The organism is Lachnoclostridium sp. An14 (assembly GCF_002160755.1).
Classification (GTDB): domain Bacteria; phylum Bacillota; class Clostridia; order Lachnospirales; family Lachnospiraceae; genus Lachnoclostridium_A.
This window is the reverse complement of sequence record NZ_NFLE01000031.1, coordinates 31,473-49,059: the sequence shown is the minus strand read 5'-3', so window position 1 is coordinate 49,059 and position 17,587 is coordinate 31,473. Positions and strand designations below refer to the sequence as shown.

At 52.3% G+C, this 17,587-nt stretch carries 16 protein-coding genes; all 16 read left to right on the top strand.

Features of this window, described 5'->3' with window-relative positions; translation table 11 throughout:
• Positions 1 to 947: ISAs1 family transposase (locus B5E84_RS15310; RefSeq protein ID WP_143469253.1), on the top strand; the 947-nt coding region annotated here is incomplete at its 5' end.
• 176 nt (positions 948 to 1,123) lie between these two features.
• A complete protein-coding gene (gene pyrF, locus B5E84_RS15305; protein ID WP_087224303.1) occupies positions 1,124 to 2,041 on the top strand; it encodes an orotidine-5'-phosphate decarboxylase in 918 nt (305 codons plus the stop codon).
• 14 nt (positions 2,042 to 2,055) lie between these two features.
• Positions 2,056 to 2,823, top strand: a complete 768-nt coding sequence (locus B5E84_RS15300; RefSeq protein ID WP_087224301.1) for a dihydroorotate dehydrogenase electron transfer subunit — start codon at positions 2,056 to 2,058, stop codon at positions 2,821 to 2,823.
• Complete coding sequence (locus B5E84_RS15295; protein ID WP_087224299.1) at positions 2,823 to 3,725, top strand: dihydroorotate dehydrogenase; 903 nt, start codon at positions 2,823 to 2,825, stop codon at positions 3,723 to 3,725. Before B5E84_RS15300 ends, B5E84_RS15295 begins: the two co-directional genes overlap by 1 nt.
• Before the next feature lie 562 nt (positions 3,726 to 4,287).
• On the top strand, positions 4,288 to 5,511 hold the full coding sequence (locus B5E84_RS15290) for a Tm-1-like ATP-binding domain-containing protein (protein WP_087224297.1): 1,224 nt from the start codon (positions 4,288 to 4,290) through the stop codon (positions 5,509 to 5,511).
• A 99-nt stretch (positions 5,512 to 5,610) separates the two neighbouring features.
• Entirely contained in the window at positions 5,611 to 6,414 is an 804-nt protein-coding gene (locus B5E84_RS15285; RefSeq protein ID WP_330374273.1) for a phosphoenolpyruvate hydrolase family protein, read from the top strand.
• A gap of 83 nt (positions 6,415 to 6,497) precedes the next feature.
• The gene (locus B5E84_RS15280; protein WP_087224293.1) at positions 6,498 to 7,910 is read left to right on the top strand and encodes an SLC13 family permease; all 1,413 of its coding nucleotides are present in this window, start codon (positions 6,498 to 6,500) and stop codon (positions 7,908 to 7,910) included.
• Positions 7,911 to 7,979: 69 nt separating this feature from the next.
• Positions 7,980 to 9,866 (top strand): aryl-sulfate sulfotransferase, encoded by a 1,887-nt coding sequence (locus B5E84_RS15275; RefSeq protein ID WP_087224291.1) that lies wholly within the window; start codon positions 7,980 to 7,982, stop codon positions 9,864 to 9,866.
• A gap of 309 nt (positions 9,867 to 10,175) precedes the next feature.
• The gene (locus tag B5E84_RS15270; protein WP_087224289.1) at positions 10,176 to 11,402 is read left to right on the top strand and encodes a phosphoenolpyruvate hydrolase family protein; all 1,227 of its coding nucleotides are present in this window, start codon (positions 10,176 to 10,178) and stop codon (positions 11,400 to 11,402) included.
• A gap of 161 nt (positions 11,403 to 11,563) precedes the next feature.
• The gene (locus tag B5E84_RS15265) at positions 11,564 to 12,409 is read left to right on the top strand and encodes a PD-(D/E)XK nuclease family transposase (protein WP_087224287.1); all 846 of its coding nucleotides are present in this window, start codon (positions 11,564 to 11,566) and stop codon (positions 12,407 to 12,409) included.
• A 388-nt stretch (positions 12,410 to 12,797) separates the two neighbouring features.
• The gene (pyrE, locus tag B5E84_RS15260; RefSeq protein WP_087224285.1) at positions 12,798 to 13,472 is read left to right on the top strand and encodes an orotate phosphoribosyltransferase; all 675 of its coding nucleotides are present in this window, start codon (positions 12,798 to 12,800) and stop codon (positions 13,470 to 13,472) included.
• 10 nt (positions 13,473 to 13,482) lie between these two features.
• On the top strand, positions 13,483 to 13,632 hold the full coding sequence (locus B5E84_RS20870) for a hypothetical protein (protein ID WP_204248599.1): 150 nt from the start codon (positions 13,483 to 13,485) through the stop codon (positions 13,630 to 13,632).
• A gap of 137 nt (positions 13,633 to 13,769) precedes the next feature.
• On the top strand, positions 13,770 to 14,243 hold the full coding sequence (locus B5E84_RS15255; protein WP_087224309.1) for a VanZ family protein: 474 nt from the start codon (positions 13,770 to 13,772) through the stop codon (positions 14,241 to 14,243).
• Positions 14,224 to 14,547 (top strand): hypothetical protein, encoded by a 324-nt coding sequence (locus B5E84_RS15250; protein ID WP_087224283.1) that lies wholly within the window; start codon positions 14,224 to 14,226, stop codon positions 14,545 to 14,547. The genes B5E84_RS15255 and B5E84_RS15250 overlap by 20 nt, the downstream gene beginning before the upstream one ends.
• Before the next feature lie 22 nt (positions 14,548 to 14,569).
• Positions 14,570 to 16,684 (top strand): aminopeptidase, encoded by a 2,115-nt coding sequence (locus B5E84_RS15245; protein WP_242963404.1) that lies wholly within the window; start codon positions 14,570 to 14,572, stop codon positions 16,682 to 16,684.
• A 274-nt stretch (positions 16,685 to 16,958) separates the two neighbouring features.
• Positions 16,959 to 17,477, top strand: a complete 519-nt coding sequence (purE, locus tag B5E84_RS15240) for a 5-(carboxyamino)imidazole ribonucleotide mutase (protein WP_087224279.1) — start codon at positions 16,959 to 16,961, stop codon at positions 17,475 to 17,477.
• Positions 17,478 to 17,587: the final 110 nt, after the last annotated feature.

Genomic DNA, 17,587 nt, shown 5'->3' with positions numbered 1-17,587 from the left:
TTCTGCGAAATTATTTGGAACTTCCCAATGGGATTCCCTCCCATGATACAATCCAGAGGGTATTTGCGATGGTGCCGTCGGAATTTTTGGAGCAATTCCAGAAAAAATGGAACGAAATGTTGAATCGTGAGGAAGGAGAAAAAATCAGGAAACTGCTTGCCATTGATGGAAAAACCCAAAGGGGAAATGGAAATAAAAACCAGAAAGGGAACCATATTGTCAGTGCTGTGGATGAGAACGGCTTTTGCCTGGGTCAAAAACGGGTAGAGGAAAAGACAAATGAAATCATGGCCATCCCCGAACTGCTGGACAGTCTAACGATAAAAGGATGTATCATTACAACGGACGCCATGGGGACGCAGACGGAAATCGCGAAGAAAATTCGACAGAAACGGGCGGACTATGTACTGGCGTTAAAAGGGAATCAGGGGAGCTTATATGAAGATGTGAGGCTTTATTTCTCAGACCCGGAGCTGCGGGAAAAATGCGCCTATAAAAAGACAGTGGAAAAAGCAAGAGGGAAAGTAGAAAAGAGGGAGTACTGGCAGACAGAAGATATCGGTTGGTTAAGCCAGAAAAAGGCATGGCCCGGACTGAAAAGCATTCTATTGACGCGGAACACGATAAAGGGAGCAGACGGGAAGGAGCAAATAGAGGAAAGATATTTTATAAGCAGCCTGTCAACAGAGATAGAAGACGCCGCGCGAGTCGTAAGGGGTCATTGGAAAGTAGAAAGTTATCATTGGCATTTGGATGTGACGTTCCGAGAGGATGGGAACCATACGCTGGAAAAGCAGGCATCGTATAATCTAAATATCATGAGGAAGTTATCAATAAGTATCTTAAAAATGATAGAGGTAGGGAATAAACCATTAAGCATGAAAAAGAAACGGTATGCAATCGGAACAAACCCCGAAAAACATTTGGAGCAGATCATAAATCTGTAAAATTGGGGATGAAAACGGGGTTTAGTTGAAGAACACATTCATGCGTTTGTCGTGTTTTGTGGTACGTTTTGTCTTGAAAGCCCGAAAAGGATATGGTAATATAGAAAGGATAAAATGGAGCCGCCAGAAGGAGGCGGCCCGGAAACGAAAATCATGAGAGAAAAGAGGAGGACGCCATGATCAACCGTCTGATAAAGAAGATCCAGGAGACGAAGGCGCCGGTGTGCGTGGGCCTGGATCCCATGCTGAGCTACATCCCGGAGCACGTGGTAAAGAAAGCATTTGAGGAGTACGGGGAGACCCTGGAGGGAGCTGCCGAGGCCATCTGGCAGTTCAACAAGGAGATCGTGGACCACACCTGGGATCTGATCCCGGCGGTAAAGCCCCAGATCGCCATGTACGAGCAGTTTGGAATTGAAGGCCTGAAGGTCTACCAGAAAACGGTGGACTACTGCCAGGAGAAAGGCTTGATCGTCATCGGAGACGCCAAGAGAGGGGACATCGGTTCCACCTCCGCCGCCTACGCCACCGCCCACCTGGGAACGGTTCAGGTAGGCACAAAGACCCTGTCCGGATTCCACACCGACATGGTGACGGTGAACCCCTATCTGGGAACGGACGGCGTAAAGCCCTTCGTGGACGTCTGCAAGCAGGAGGACAAGGGCATTTTCGTGCTGGTAAAGACCTCCAATCCCTCCAGCGGCGAGTTCCAGGATCAGCTGGTAAACGGCCGCCCCGTCTATGAGCTGGTGGCGGAGAAGGTTGTGGAGTGGGGCGAAGGCTGCATGGACGGAACCTACAGCAACGTAGGCGCCGTAGTGGGAGCTACCTACCCGGAGATGAGCAAAATTTTAAGAAAGCTTATGCCCAACACCTACTTCCTGGTACCGGGCTACGGCGCTCAGGGCGGCACGGCAGAGGACTTAAAGCACTGCTTTAACGAGGACGGCTTAGGAGCTATTGTAAACTCCTCCAGAGGCATTATCGCCGCTTACAAGAAGGCCCCCTACGACAAGTTCGGAGCGGAGCACTTCGGCGAGGCGTCCAGACAGGCCGTAGTGGACATGGTAGCCGACATCAACCGGGTACTGTGATCAGGAGGCGGAAGATGGCACAGGTAAAGATCGAAGCAGTAGTAAAAAGCCAGGAAATGCTGGCGGACGGCGTGTACAGCATGGTGCTCTCCGCCCCGGAGATCGCCAGACAGGCGAAGGCCGGCCAGTTTGTGTCTGTCTACACCAAGGACAGCTCCAGACTCCTGCCGAGGCCCATCAGCCTCTGCGGCATCGACAAAGAGAAAGGCGAGCTGCGCCTGGTATACCGGGTAGCGGGGGCCGGCACGGAGGAATTTTCCCGCTATGAGGCCGGGGAGAAGGTCCAGGTGATGGGACCTCTGGGAAACGGATTTCCCTTAAAAGAGAAAAAGGCCATCCTCATCGGCGGCGGCATCGGCATCCCGCCCATGCTGGGGCTGATGAAGGCTCTGGATTGTGAGCGGACGGCGGTGCTGGGATACCGGGACAGCCAGCTGTTTTTAAAGGATGAATTTGAGGCCTTCGGGCCGGTATCCGTGGCCACGGAGGACGGCAGCGCCGGCACGAAGGGAAACGTGCTGGACGCCATCCGGGCAAACGGCGTGGAGGGCGCGGTCATTTACGCCTGCGGCCCCACCCCCATGCTCCGGGCCATCAAGGCCTACGCGGCGGAGAACGGCATAGAGTGCTACATTTCCCTGGAGGAGCGGATGGCCTGCGGCATCGGCGCCTGCCTGGCCTGTGTGTGCCAGTCCAAGGAGGTGGACCACCACTCCAACGTGCACAACAAGAGAATCTGCAAGGACGGTCCCGTGTTTGCGGCTGAGGAGGTGGAGATCTGATGGATACGAGAGTGACCATAGCCGGTGTGGAGCTGAAAAACCCGGTGATGACCGCCTCCGGCACCTTTGGCTCCGGAGCGGAGTACGGGGAAATGGTGGATTTAAACCGTCTGGGCGCGGTGGTGACCAAGGGCGTGGCCAATGTGCCCTGGCCCGGCAACCCCACCCCCAGGATCGCGGAGGTGTACGGCGGGATGTTAAACGCCATCGGCCTCCAGAACCCCGGCATCGACGTGTTTGTGGAGCGGGACATCCCGTTTTTGAAACAGTATGACACAAAGATCATTGTAAACGTCTGCGGAAAGACCACGGAGGACTACGTGGAGGTGGTGGAGCGGCTGGGCGATACAGCCGCAGACCTTCTGGAAATCAATATTTCCTGCCCCAACGTGAAAGAGGGCGGCATCGCCTTCGGCCAGGACCCGAAGGCGGTGGAGGCCATCACCAGAGAGGTGAAACGCCACGCCAAACAGCCGGTGATCATGAAACTGAGCCCCAACGTGACGGACATCACCGTGATGGCGAAGGCGGCGGAGGCCGGCGGCGCCGACGCCCTGTCCCTGATCAACACCCTGACAGGCATGAAGATCGACATTCACCGCCGCACCTTTGCCCTGGCCAATAAAACCGGCGGATTTTCCGGCCCGGCGGTGAAACCGGTGGCGGTGCGCATGGTCTACCAGGCCGCGAACGCCGTCCGCCTTCCCATCATCGGCATGGGCGGCATTTCCACGGCGGAGGACGCCATCGAATTCCTGCTGGCAGGGGCCACGGCCGTCTCCGTGGGAACGGCGAACTTTTTCAACCCCTACGCCACCACAGAGATCGTGGACGGCATTGAGGCCTACATGGAGCGGTACGGCGTGGAGGATGTGAAAGAGCTGATCGGCGCGGTAAAATAGAGGAATGGATGATGTGCCCTGCGGCGGAGCCCTCCACAAAATCCAAATAAGGGGTTTTGTGCTCTAAATAAAATAGAGAAGATTAAGAAGAAAGAGACAATTCCACAGAGAGTTTAAGCTTAAAAGGCCTGAATTCTCCGGAATTGTCTCTTTTCTGCATAGAAAGGGGCAAAAATCGGTGTCAACCGCCAGCCCCAGTACCCTCATATACCAGACTGTTGTCATATCTAATAAAAACACATGAATAAATAATCCCGATCTGGTCGAATCATAATTTAAACACATCATACCATAATTTTATCACATTTTAAAACATTAAAATCCCGGATAAAATAAAGATGGAAACAGGACTATGTAGCCGTTCTTAAGATAGAAAATGAAGATGGCGCCAGAAAGCGTCTGGATGCAGAGTACGAGGTGACCGGCCGTCCGACGCGGATTTTATGGAAGAACGGAACAGAAAGGACATGGTTTCAGGACCTGCAGAAGAAACCACGCATCATTCAGATGGTGAGGAAAACTATGTAACTGGAACAAAATCTGAAAAAGGAAGGTGTGTAATATGAAGGTGATTGCATTACCTGGGACTCTGGATACAAAAGGGAAAGAGTTCCGTTATGTGAAAGATCAGATTGAGAAACTGGGAATGAAAGCGCTGGTCATCCATACCGGCGTGTTTGAGCCGACATTTGAGCCGGATGTTTCCAATGAGGATGTAGCGAAAGCTGCCGGATATGACTTAAAGCAGTTGGTGGAAAAGAAAGACCGCGCGCTTGCGACAAAAGCTCTTTCTGAGGGAATGAAGGCGCTGCTGCCGAAACTGTACAAAGAAGGGAAATTTGACGGTGTCCTGTCCTTCGGCGGATCGGGCGGAACTGCGCTGGTCACTCCTGCCATGCGGGAATTACCGTTAGGAGTTCCGAAATTAATGGTGTCCACGATGGCCGGTGGCAATGTTTCTCAGTATGTGGGAACAAGCGATATCATCATGATGCCGTCGATTGTTGATGTATCGGGAATCAACGGGCTTTCCAATATAATCTATAAAAATGCAGTGCTGGCAATGGCTGGCATGGTCGGCTTGAAGGAAACCCTTGGAGCGGAGGAAACCGATACGAAACCGCTGGTGGCGGCAACCATGTTCGGCGTGACGACGCCGTGCGTATCCCGTGCGCAGAGCTATTTGGAAGAACGGGGTTACGAGGTATTGGTATTCCATGCTACGGGAAACGGCGGGAAAACCATGGAGGCGTTAATAAAAGCAGGTTTCTTCAAGGGCGTCCTGGATCTGACGACGACGGAATGGTGCGATGAGGTCGTGGGAGGGAACCTGGCGGCTGGTCCGCACAGAAACGAGGCTGCTGCCCTGGCAGGCGTACCGCAGGTTGTCTCTGTAGGCGCTATGGATATGGTAAACTTCGGTCCCTATGATACGGTTCCGAAACAGTTTTCAGGAAGAAACCTGTACCGGCACAATCCGGATGTAACATTGATGCGGACTACGGAGGAGGAATGCAGGGAAATCGGTGAAAGACTGGCAGAAAAGCTGAATATGGTTTCCGGAAAAACCGTGCTGCTTCTGCCTCTGAAGGGCGTTTCGGAGATCGACATGGAAGGGAAACCCTTTTATGGACCGAGCGAAGACGCCGTATTGTTTGAAACGCTGAAAAAGAATGTGGATCCGTCTAAGGTTAAAATTGAAGAACTGGACTGCAATATCAATGCTCCGGCTTTCGCCGAGTATGCAGCCGCGCTTTTGATTGATCTGATGGAAGGGCGCGGATAAAAAGGAATTTTCGGTGTTTCCGGGAAAATTGCCGGGATGCGCTGAAGGAAATAGATAAAGGAGGATTTAATAATGAACAGAATGACAAGAAGTGAGATCATGGAGAAATTCCGCAGCGAAATTAAAAACGGAAAGATCCTGGTAGGCGTAGGCGCCGGAACCGGAATTACCGCGAAGTGCAGTGAAAAAGGCGGCGCGGATATGCTCATCATATACAACTCCGGACGGTTCCGTATGGCTGGCCGCGGTTCTCTGTCAGGAATCCTTTCTTACGGCGATGCCAACAAAATTGTTCAGGAAATGGGACAGGAAGTTCTTCCGATTGTGAAGAACACGCCGGTACTCGCGGGCGTATGCGGCACGGATCCGTTCCGTATTATGGATCTGTTCCTGAAACAGTTAAAGGATCAGGGGTTCAATGGCGTACAGAACTTCCCGACGGTAGGCCTGATTGACGGCGTATTCCGCGCAAACCTTGAGGAGACCGGTATGGGCTATGACCTTGAAGTGGATATGATCCGCGAAGCACACAAGTTGGATATGTTGACCTGTCCGTATGTATTTGACCCGAAACAGGCGAAAGCAATGGCGGAAGCCGGCGCGGATATTCTGGTTGCCCATATGGGACTGACTACCAAGGGAAGTATTGGTGCGGAGACGGCCCTGACGCTGGATGACTGTTGTGTCAAGATTCGCGAAATCATCAAAGCGGGGCGCGAGGTACGTCCGGACATCCTGGTTATCTGCCATGGTGGCCCAATTGCGGATCCGGAGGATGCCGCTTATGTTATCCAAAATGTGCCTGAGATCGACGGTTTCTTCGGAGCGTCCTCCATCGAGCGTCTGGCATCTGAGAGGGGTATGACTGCGCAGACACAGGCATTCAAGGCAATCACGAAATAAGCATTGCAATGAATATACATTTTGAAGGGGCTGTCATGCCTGGTTTGCAGGACAGTCCCTTTGAAAAAAGAGGAGGTTAATGTATGGGTAAACAAGAAACAGCAGCGGCATCTCTGGGAGGCAATACGAAATTACTGATCCAGTGGTTGATCGCAATCGGTGTTCCGGTTCTGATTTATTTTGGGATTCCTCAGACAGCAGCGGTTTCTCTGGAGATGAGAAAATTCTTCACAATCACGATCTGGGCCATTCTGACCTGGGCCATGAACCTGATGCCGGGATATGTTGCGGGACTTTTGCTGACAATGTTAGGTATTCTCTGGAATGTTGCTCCGTCAAGTGTGATACTAGGGCCCTGGACCGGGTCTGTGGTATGGATGTCACTGGGAGGCCTGACTCTTTCGGCGATTTTCGAAAGTAGTGGTCTGATGGAACGTATCGCTTATTTCTTCATCGTAAAATCCGGCTGCTCCTATAAGGGAATTTGTATTGGCATTGTGCTGTCCGGCATCATCGTGGCACTTATGGTTCCCAATATGACCGGACGTGTAGCGCTTTACTGTGTGCTCTGCTATGGAATTTATAATGCTCTGAAGATTCAGAAAAACAGCAATACCGGCGCAGGCATCATGTTTGCCGGATTTACAGCGGCGATTGCACCTGCATGGCTGTTTCTGTCCGCGAGCGAAAACCTACAGCTGGTAAATTCCTATCTGCAGGAACAGGGCAGTTCCGTTACTTGGATGGAATATTTCATCAGCAACTTCCCAGTCATGCTGATCTGGACGATCGTACTCATAGCTATGACGCTTTTCATGTTCAAGCAGGACATAGAAATTGATGGAAAGGAATATTTCGTTCAAAAACAAAAGGAGCTTGGTCCGTTAAAGCCAAAGGAAATCAAGTTTATGGGCGTTCTGGTGGTGCTCCTGATCGCCATTATGTTTTCGGGGATTGACGCAGGCTGGCTGTTTACCCTTGCAACGATTGTCTGTTTCCTGCCGGGGATTAACGTGGCTGAGGAAAAAGATCTGAAGAAGGTCAATTTCACAATGGTATTCTTCGTTGCGGCAACCATGTCCATAGGAAATATGTCAAATGCCGTTGGCGTTGCTGATCTGGTTGGCTCACTCCTGAAACCGTTTCTGGAGAACGTCGGAAACTTTGGGCTCCTGATTTTCGCATGGCTGGCAGGCGTGATCGCGGATAAGCTTATGACTCCTCTGGCCGGGCAGGCCGCGTTTGTCCCGCTGTTCATTGGAATTGCCCAGAACCTCGGACTGAGCCTTAAGGGCGTCAGCTTTAGTTTCCTGTGGGGTGTTGAGCAGCTTTGTTTCCCTTATGAGTGGGCACTGTTCCTGATCCTTTTCAGCTATGACGTTTTCGATATGAAGAAAGCAATTAAATGGTGCACGGCACGTACAATCCTCAGCCTGATTTTCCTTATGGCGTTGATTTATCCGTACTGGTCCATCACCGGTTTCCTGTCCGTATAACGGAAACAAATGATATAAAGAAATCGTTCGGGCCGCATTGACTGACAGGCGGATGAAAGGAGAAACCTTATGGTAAAGCATGAAATAACAAAAAGCCTGATTACCCGTCAGGCAGAAATGGAAAAAACCTTTTTAAAGCAGTTTCGCGAGGGAAATTATACGGTATCGAATCCCCTTGTTGTGGTAAACCCCTATGAAGTTGCGCCTCTTTCCGCAATGATTCTGTTTCGTACTCCTACATACCAGGAAGTGACCTTAACTGTAAAGGGAAAAGAAACGGCGGGAGACATTACCCATACATTCCCACGGGCAGTGGAGCATATACTTCCGGTTTATGGTCTCTATGCAGATTATGACAATACCGTGGAGCTGGTCTGCTCCGGCGGTGCAAGGGCAAATGTAACGATCCACACGGAGCCGCTGGCACCTGGCGTGCCGGTTCCGACAAAATGCCAGGCAAACAAGGAACACATGGGTGACAATATCATCTTTCTGACCCAGACCTCCAAGGCAAACGCGCTGGGCTGTGATTACCGCGGTGATGTGCGCTGGTATCTGACCATCAATGTGTGTTTCGATATGAAACGTCTTGCCAACGGCCATCTGCTGGTCGGTACGGATCGCCTGATCAAGCTGCCTTATTATGTAAGCGGCGTTTACGAAATGGGTGTTCACGGCAAGATTTACCGTGAATACCGTCTGCCGGGCGGATATCACCACGATACCTTCGAAATGCCGGATGGGAATATTCTCATGTTGACGCAGATCGCTGACCGTGATACGGTAGAGGATGCCCTTGTGCTGGTTGACCGCACAACCGGAGCGATTCTCCGGACCTGGGATTACAAGGAGCTGCTTCCCTATGACGTTGCGTCCACTTACTCCGGAACTGGAACGGCGCACGACTGGTTCCATAATAACGCGGTTTGGTATCATGCAGAAGATAACAGCATCACGCTTTCCGGCCGCCATGAGGATGCTGTCATCAATATTGATTTTGAGACCGGAAAATTGAATTGGATCATCGGCGATCCGCAGGGCTGGCCGCAGGAATATGTAGACAAGTATTTCTTTCAGCCGGTCGGTGAGCCCTTCGAATGGTCTTATGAGCAGCATGGAGCTGTGGTCTGCCCGGATGGCGATGTCATGATGTTCGATAACGGACATTACCGTTCCAAGATCAAGGAACATTACATGAAGGCCAAGGACAGCTATTCCAGAGGTGTCCGTTATCATATTGACAAGGAAAACCGCACCATCCGCCAGGTATGGCAGTACGGAAAGGAGCGCGGCGCAGACTTCTTCTCTCCGTACATCTGCAATGTGGAATACTACGGCGAGGGCCGCTACATGGTGCATTCCGGCGGAATTGCCTATGATAAAGGCGAACCTCTGGAGGGCCTGGGAAGCCAGAACGGCGGGCCGGATACCGTACTGAACGCGATTACCTGCGAAATCGTGGATGATCAGGTGGTTTACGAGCTTCATGTTCCGTCCAATGTATTCCGAGCGGAAAAACTGCCGATGTATTATGCAGGTGAGGATACAGAGCTTGGCGCCGGCAAAATGGTTGGAGCCATGTATCAGACACAGGAATTCGATACAGAGATCCCGGCGGAACCCTGCGGGGAAATGATGCCGGACCATTATGAGGCACTGGTTGAGGAGGAGGAAGACAGGATTCGTTTCAATGCCACCTTTGAGAAAGGCGAACTGGCTATGCTCCTTCTGGAGGATGGAGAAGGCAAGACGCACCGCTATTACATTGACACCTCCGCTCCTTCCAATTACGGGGCAATGTGTGTCGGCACCTTCTTAAAAAACGACCCGCGCAATGTCGATGTGTTTGTAAACAAAGAAGGCCTCCATGGCAATATGAAACTCCGTGTTGTGCTGGGTGATAAAATTTATGAAACAGGAATAACGGTAAATATGAGCGAAACATCCCTTGCCTGATAAGGTTTGGGAGGCGGAATCGTCCGTTTTCGGATCAGGCTGTACAGGAAACCGGCAAAGGAGGTTTTCCGTACAGCCTGGTTTTGTGTGCGCGTGCCCTTTCCACCATCACTACGGCAGCTGTCCGGGCAGAAATCCCGTCTTCCACGTTTTGCCTCTGAGGGATTTGAGTAAATTCATGATGATTATTACAACGGCTACGCCATCGGTCAAAGGCGGGTATTGTGAAACAGGATTCCGGAATGGACTTTATTTGAAAAAGATGATAAAATTTAAGAAGAAAAGGAAAGAAGAAGGCGATGAGCAATCATGGTTACAAGAAATGAGATCTTAAAGCGGCTGTGGGCACAGATCAAGGTAAACGGACATATTATCGGAACAGTTGCCGGATCGGGTATGACGGCAAAATATGCGGTGATGGGCGGCGCCGATTTTCTTTTGGCTTTAAGCGCGGGAATTTGCAGGCTCAGAGGCCGCAGTTCCTTTACCAGTTATCTGTGTTACGGAGACAGCAACGCCATGGTCATGGATATGGGAAAAAATGAATTGCTTCCGATTCTTTCGGATACTCCTGTATTTTTTGGACTGTCTGCCTCCGATCCTAAAATTCACATCTATGACTATCTGCTGGAAATCCAGGAAAACCGTTTTTCCGGCATTGTGAACTATCCGACCGTTTCCCTGATTGACGGAGACTTTGGGATGGCGTTGCGGGAAGAAGGAAATTCTTTTGAAAAAGAGGTGGAGGCAATTCATGTCGCGCACTTTCTGAACCTGTTTACGGTTGCGTTTGTGACGGACGGGGAGCAGGCCAGGCAGATGGCTGCCGCAGGAGCAGATGTGATCTGCGCGCATCTGGGTTTGACGAAAGGAGGTTTCCTTGGCGCAAAAAAGTATATTTCCATCAATGAGGCGCGAAAAATCTCAAATGAAATCTTTGAGGCCTGCGATGAAGTAAACACCCGTATTATCAAGATGATCTATGCGGGCCCCGCAAACACGCCCATTGATATGCAGTATATGTATCAGAATACCAAGTGTCAGGGATATATCGGCGGTTCCACCTTTGACCGGATTCCCACGGAACGGGCAATCCTGAATACGACAAAGGCGTTTAAGAGTTACGGAAACTTTGACGCAGAGAATCCCATGATACACCTTCTCGGTAATAACTGGGGTCAGGGGGAATATGTGGAATTCGTCAAAAAATATATTGAGGAACACTACATGAAGGAAATACGGCTGAAGGATCTGGCAACCGTAGCGCACGTCTCGGAATCCTATTTAAGCGTAAGGTTTAAACATGAGGTCGGCTGCAGCTTTACGGAATACCTGGTCCGTTACCGTATGAACAAGGCGCAGGAGATGTTTGCAGGCCGGTTCAGCTCCTGCAAGGAGGTTGCCATGAACGTCGGATATCCAGATTACGCCCAGTTTTCCAAAATGTTTAAAAAATACACAGGAAATTCTCCAAAGGAATTTATTCAGAAAAAGAGTTGTCAGGAAGGAGACAGTTCTAAACCGGGGCAGATGTGATTCGCGGGAATCCTATCTGCCCCGGTAAAATTTCCCTGAAAAAGCAAATTCCAGTGGAAGACGGAATTTCAGCTGGCGTTCCCTGACAAAATTCCTGTAGGTTTTGCGGCAGTATGCTTTCGCCCTCCCAAACCTTGAAAATCAAATTCCAGTGTGATAATATGGACATACGCAGAAAACGGGAAATACTGACGGAGGAAGGAAGTGCGGAAATAGGACAGAAACATCAATTTTCAGAAGAAGATCTGCGGCGTTTGCGAAAATTTCGATTGATGGATGACGACTTTATGTCCAAATGCTTTGGGGATCATATTGAGTGCACGGAATTGGTTGTCCGGATTGTTCTGGAGCGGGAGGATCTGAAGGTGGAACAGGTTCACACCCAGCATCATATTAAGAATTTGCAGGGGCGTTCCGTGATCTTGGATATTTATGCCATAGACAAACAGGGAAAACGGTACAATATTGAGATTCAGAGAGCGGACAGAGGAGCGGTCGCAAAGAGAGCCAGGTATCACAGCAGCGTGATGGATGCAAACACCATGATGGCTAAGGAAGAATATGAGAAACTTCCGGAAACCTATGTAATTTTTATCACAGAACACGATGTATTAAAGAAGAATCTTCCGATTTATCACATTGACCGTGTGGTGCAGGAGACAGGAGAGTATTTCGGCGATGAATCCCATATTCTATATGTGAACGGAGCCTGTCAGAACGATACTCCGCTGGGAATTTTAATGAGGGATTTTTCCTGCAGCGATCCGGAAGATATGCACTACGCAGTGCTGGCGGAACGGGCGAGGTATTTTAAGGAGAATGAGAAAGGAGTGGCTGTCATGTGTAAGATGATGGAAGATATGCGAAACGAAGCTGCGCAGGCGGAGCGGATCCAGCTGGCGAAAAACCTCATCGACTCTCAAAAGCTGTCCTTTGACGAGATTGCCAGGTATACTACGCTGACGCTGGAAGAAGTGGAAAAACTTGCCCGCGGCGGGGAACGCTGATGGCAGCGGGCCTATACGTTCAGGCGGCGGTGAGACAGAGCTGTCTGCGGAAATCGGTTTTCGCGGGCGGCTCCGTTTTTTTGTGTAGTAGGAAATTACGTCCCCTATGCCGCAAAAGCCTCCGGCGGGAGGCACATTCCGCGCAGAAGAAGATGGCGGCTGACGCAGCCGGCCTCCAGCGCGGCTGCGCGGTGCGGCGCCCACTTTTTAACTGACAGAAAAAGAAGAACAGAAATGAGGAGCAAATGAGGAATGGCTGAGGAATGCCCCAAGGAATGCCAGCGAACCCATTGAAAACACCACCACTTTATGGTAAAATCAAAAAGAAAATCTGGGCGTCAGAGGAATGGGTGAAAGAAAGCCCGCAAGTACAGGAGGTTTTTAGGATATGGAAAGTTATAAGCAGGAATTTATTGAGTTCATGATCGACTGCGAGGTTCTGCGGTTCGGCGATTTCGTGACCAAGAGCGGCAGAAAGACTCCGTTTTTTGTAAACACTGGTTTTTACCGCACGGGAGCGCAGCTGCGCAAGCTGGGCGAGTATTACGCCAAGGCCATTCAGAGCACCTTCGGCACGGAGTTTGACGTGCTGTTCGGACCGGCCTACAAGGGAATCCCGCTGTCTGTGGCGGCCAGCATGGCCCTCAGTGAGCACTACGGCGCGGACATCCGCTACTGCTCCAACCGCAAAGAGGTGAAGGACCACGGCGACAAGGGCATTCTGTTAGGCGGCCCCATCCAGGACGGGGACAAGGTGGTGATCATCGAGGACGTGACCACGGCGGGAACTTCCATCCATGAGACCCTGCCGATCCTCAAAGCCCAGGGCGATGTGGACGTGCTGGGACTGGTGGTGAGCGTGGACCGTATGGAGAGAGGACAGGGCGAAAAGTCCGCTCTGAAGGAGATCGAGGAGCAGTTTGGCTTTAAGACCACCGCCATCGTGACCATGGCCGATGTGGTAGAGCATCTCTACAACCGGGAGTACAAGGGCAGAGTGGTGATTGACGACACCCTGAAGGCGGCCATCGACGCATACTATGAGCAGTACGGCGCAAAATAGGAGTGAGAGTATGGAAAAAGTCTACAAGACGATGCGGAACACGGGCGTGTTAAATATCGTGATCGGCTCCGTCATCCTCACAGCCGGCGTGGCCGTGGGCGTGATGGCGATTGTGAGCGGCGCCGTGCTCTTGAAAAGAAAGTCGGAGATCACCTTTTAGGCAGATCTCTTTTGAGAACGGGGGCGGGTGTATGGTCCGCCCCCTGTTTTGCCCTCTGGGCAGACGCGGGAGAGAAGGCGCTGGTGTTCCAGCGCCTGATTTCCCTGAAAAAAGGACAATCATGTTGGAGTGTGCATATGATTCGGAATACGACAAAAAAGCAGAAATTGGGATGGGTGCTTTTTATTGTCTACATGACCCTGGTCGTCTACTTCATGTTTTTCGCGGAATCCTTTGACCGGCCGGATGTGAGGCAGGAGTATCACTACAATCTTGTTTTATTCAGAGAAATCAAGAGGTTTATCATCTACCGGGAGCAGCTGGGGATGAAGGCGTTTCTTTTAAATATAGTAGGAAATATGGTGGGGTTCATGCCCTTTGGCTTTTTCCTGCCCATTATCAGCAGGCGGAGCCGCAAGTGGTACAACACGGTGCTCTTTGGCTTTTGTTTCAGCCTCTGCATCGAGGTGACCCAGCTGGTGATGCGGGTGGGGAGCTTTGACGTGGACGATATTCTGTTAAATACCATCGGCGGCGCCATGGGCTTTGTGACCTACCGGATCGTGCAGAAATACAGAAGGAGGAGAATGAATGGAAAAAGGACCCACTAAAATCTCCTACATCCGAAAACCCCTGGCGAGGCGGGGGAAAATGGCTCTGATCCTGGCCCTGGGAGCCACGGCTTTCGGCGGCGTAGGCGTGTACCTGGCGGTCCACGGAAATGGGACAGCGGGTTTAAATGTGGGGGCCATCGGCTTTTCCAGCCTGCTGTTTTCCCTGGTGAGCCTGTGGTATGGCTGGCTGGCATTTCTGGAGAGAAACCGGAACTATCTGATGGCCCGGGTGAGCCTGGCGGTGAGCGGGCTCTGGGCGGTGTTCTGGGTGTGCATGGTGATCATTGGGCTGAAGGGATGAAAGGCCGGAAAGGATGGAAGATATGGAACATACGGAAATCGTAAAGGAGAGGTATAGCCTCTCCATGGAGAGGATCCGGGAGATCAGAGAGGAGGAGGCTGTGGCGTCCTCCTTTGCCGGTTATTTCCGGAAAACGGCGGACTTTCTGCTGACGGTGGGGGAGGTCTATGAGGAGCTAAAGGCGGGGCGGGAGCTGTCCCTGGAGGAGTGCCGGGAGAGAAATGAGCGGCTGTACCGTGACATTTTGCCGGAGCATTACGGGGAGAGCTACGGAAATCCTGCCTATGCGGTGAAATGCCTGGGAGAGGATTATGGCCAGCTCCTATCCTTCCTCTACAGCGAGCTGCGGGGGGAGATCGTATACGCCTTTGAGGACCGTCTGGAGGACATGGCCATTCTCCAGGAAACCTTCATCGAAGTGTACAACCTCTTTACCATGGCAAACGCCGACGGGGCGGCCCTGCCTGGGGAGACGGGAGAGGACGGGGCGGAGACGGCCTACCTCCCCTTGGTGGACCAGGTGCGGGACGCGCTCTACTGGTATGTGAGCGATTACTGCGACCGGACGGTGGAGTACCGGGTGCGGGAATGCCTGGATCCGTCCCTGGCTTTCGCAAAAGACATCATCATGAAGGAAGACCTTTCAGACTTACGGTATCTGTACCAGTTCGGGGAGTACATTTCCGAAGGGGAGCTGCGCACCGCCGCCTTTTTAAACGGCCTGCCGGAGGAAACGGTGCAGCTGATGGCGGACACCTACACAGAAGGCTACCGCAAGGGCTTTGAGGTGATGCGCCGGGATCTGTCAAGAAAAAGCACGGTGGTGATCCGCTACGAGCTGGGCTTTGAGCGGATGATCCGTATGGCGGTGGAGAATTTCCGGGCCATGGGCTTAGAGCCCATTATCTACCGGGCGGCGGTTCATTCCGTGAACAAAAGCGCCGGGAGAAAAGCAGGCTATTTTGCCACAAGCCCCAACCGCCAGTACGACTACGACCACCGCTATGACAACGCCCTCTACCTGGACAAGGCCTTCAAGGACCGGAAAACGGCGGTGTTAAAGGTGGCCTACGAGAAATACAAGAAGGAAGCGGCGGCCTACGCCGGTCCGGCGGTGGTAGAGACCTTCGGCCAGGAGGGCTTTGAGCCGGAGAACAAGGCGGAATGTCCGTCCTTAACGGACAAACAGGAGAAACTGGCCAGGGAGGCGGCGGCGGAGGCCGCCCAGATCGCCCAGGCTTACGTGCCGGGGGACGAGACCAGCTTTACCATCATCGCCTTCCCGGTGCCGGAGATCGGGGAGAGGTATGAGGAGATTTTCCAGGAGACCATCCGCATCAACACCCTGGATTACGAGGAGTACAAGACCATGCAGCAGGCCCTCATCGACGTGCTGGACGAGGCGGAGTACGTGGAGGTGACGGGAGGCGAGGGAAATGACACCAGGCTGCGGATCTCCCTCCATCCCCTGAAGGACAGAGAACGGGAGACGAATTTTGAGAACTGCGTGGCGGATGTGAACATCCCCGTGGGCGAGGTGTTTACCTCCCCGGTACTGAACGGAACGGAAGGGCTGCTCCACGTGAGAAATGTATATATCGGTGATTTCCAGTTCCGGGACCTGCGGCTGCGGTTTGAGGACGGGATGGTGACAGACTATTCCTGCGCCAATTTCCCGGATCCGGAGGCGGGCAGGCGACTGGTGCGGCAGGTGATCTTAAAGAATCACGACAGCCTCCCCATGGGAGAGTTTGCCATCGGCACCAACACGGTGGCTTACCGGGCGGCGGAGAGACTGGGCATCACGGAAAAGCTGCCCATCCTCATCGCGGAGAAGATGGGCCCCCATTTCGCCGTGGGGGACACCTGCTACAGCTGGTCGGAGGACAGCCCCGTTTATAACCCCAACGGCAAGGAAATCATCGCCAGGGACAACGAGCGCTCCCTTCTGCGGAAAACGGAGATTTCCAGGGCTTATTTTAACTGCCACACGGACATCACCATCCCCTATAAGGAGCTGGGGGACATCGCGGCAGTGGCGCCGGACGGCACCAGACGGCCGGTGATCCGAGACGGCCGGTTCGCGGTGGCCGGGGCGGAAAAACTGAACGCGCCCCTGGAAGAAAGCGCCTGCTGAACGGAAAAAGCGGAAGTATTCGAAATCCGGGCTGCCGCCCTACTTTCTCATACGGCCCTGCCCGTCTGATGCCGATACATCTGTGCGTGCGAGCACGCCCATCTATATCGCCGCCATCCGGGGCTTTCATAGGAAATGTGAAAGCTCCTATTGACTTCGACGGGAAAACCTAGTATTATTTTTAATAAGTGATGATTGTTTAATTAATCATACTTATAAGAATAGCTAATGAAACAAGCAACATTTTCTGATGAATGAAAAGGAGATACGTGCGATGGCAAAAGTAGGCATTGTAATGGGCAGCGATTCGGATATGCCGGTAATGGCCCAGGCGGCAGCAGTCCTGGAGAAACTGGGAGTGGAGTTTGAGATGACCATCATTTCCGCCCACCGGGAGCCGGATGTATTTTTTGAGTATGCGAAGTCCGCGGAGGCGAGAGGCTATAAGGTGATTATCGCCGGAGCGGGAAAGGCGGCCCATCTGCCTGGGATGTGCGCGGCCCTGTTTTCCATGCCGGTGATCGGCATTCCCATGAAGACGTCGGATCTGGGCGGCGTGGATTCCCTGTATTCCATCGTGCAGATGCCCTCCGGCATCCCGGTGGCCACAGTGGCCATTAACGGCGGAGCCAACGCAGGCATTTTAGCGGCAAAGATCCTGGCTACGTCCGACGGAGAGCTTTTGGGGCGTCTGAAACAGTATTCCGAGGATTTAAAGAACGACGTGGTGAAGAAGGCGGAAAAGCTGGACGAGGTGGGCTACAAGGCGTACCTGGAGGGAATGAAGAAATAAAGAGCCCGCGTGATGCCGGCGGCCGGTTCGAAGGGACAGGCGAGATTCCGGCAGGCGGTGGAATTTTGCAGAGAAATAAGCGCCCCCGGCGACGGGCGGGCGTCTGATGA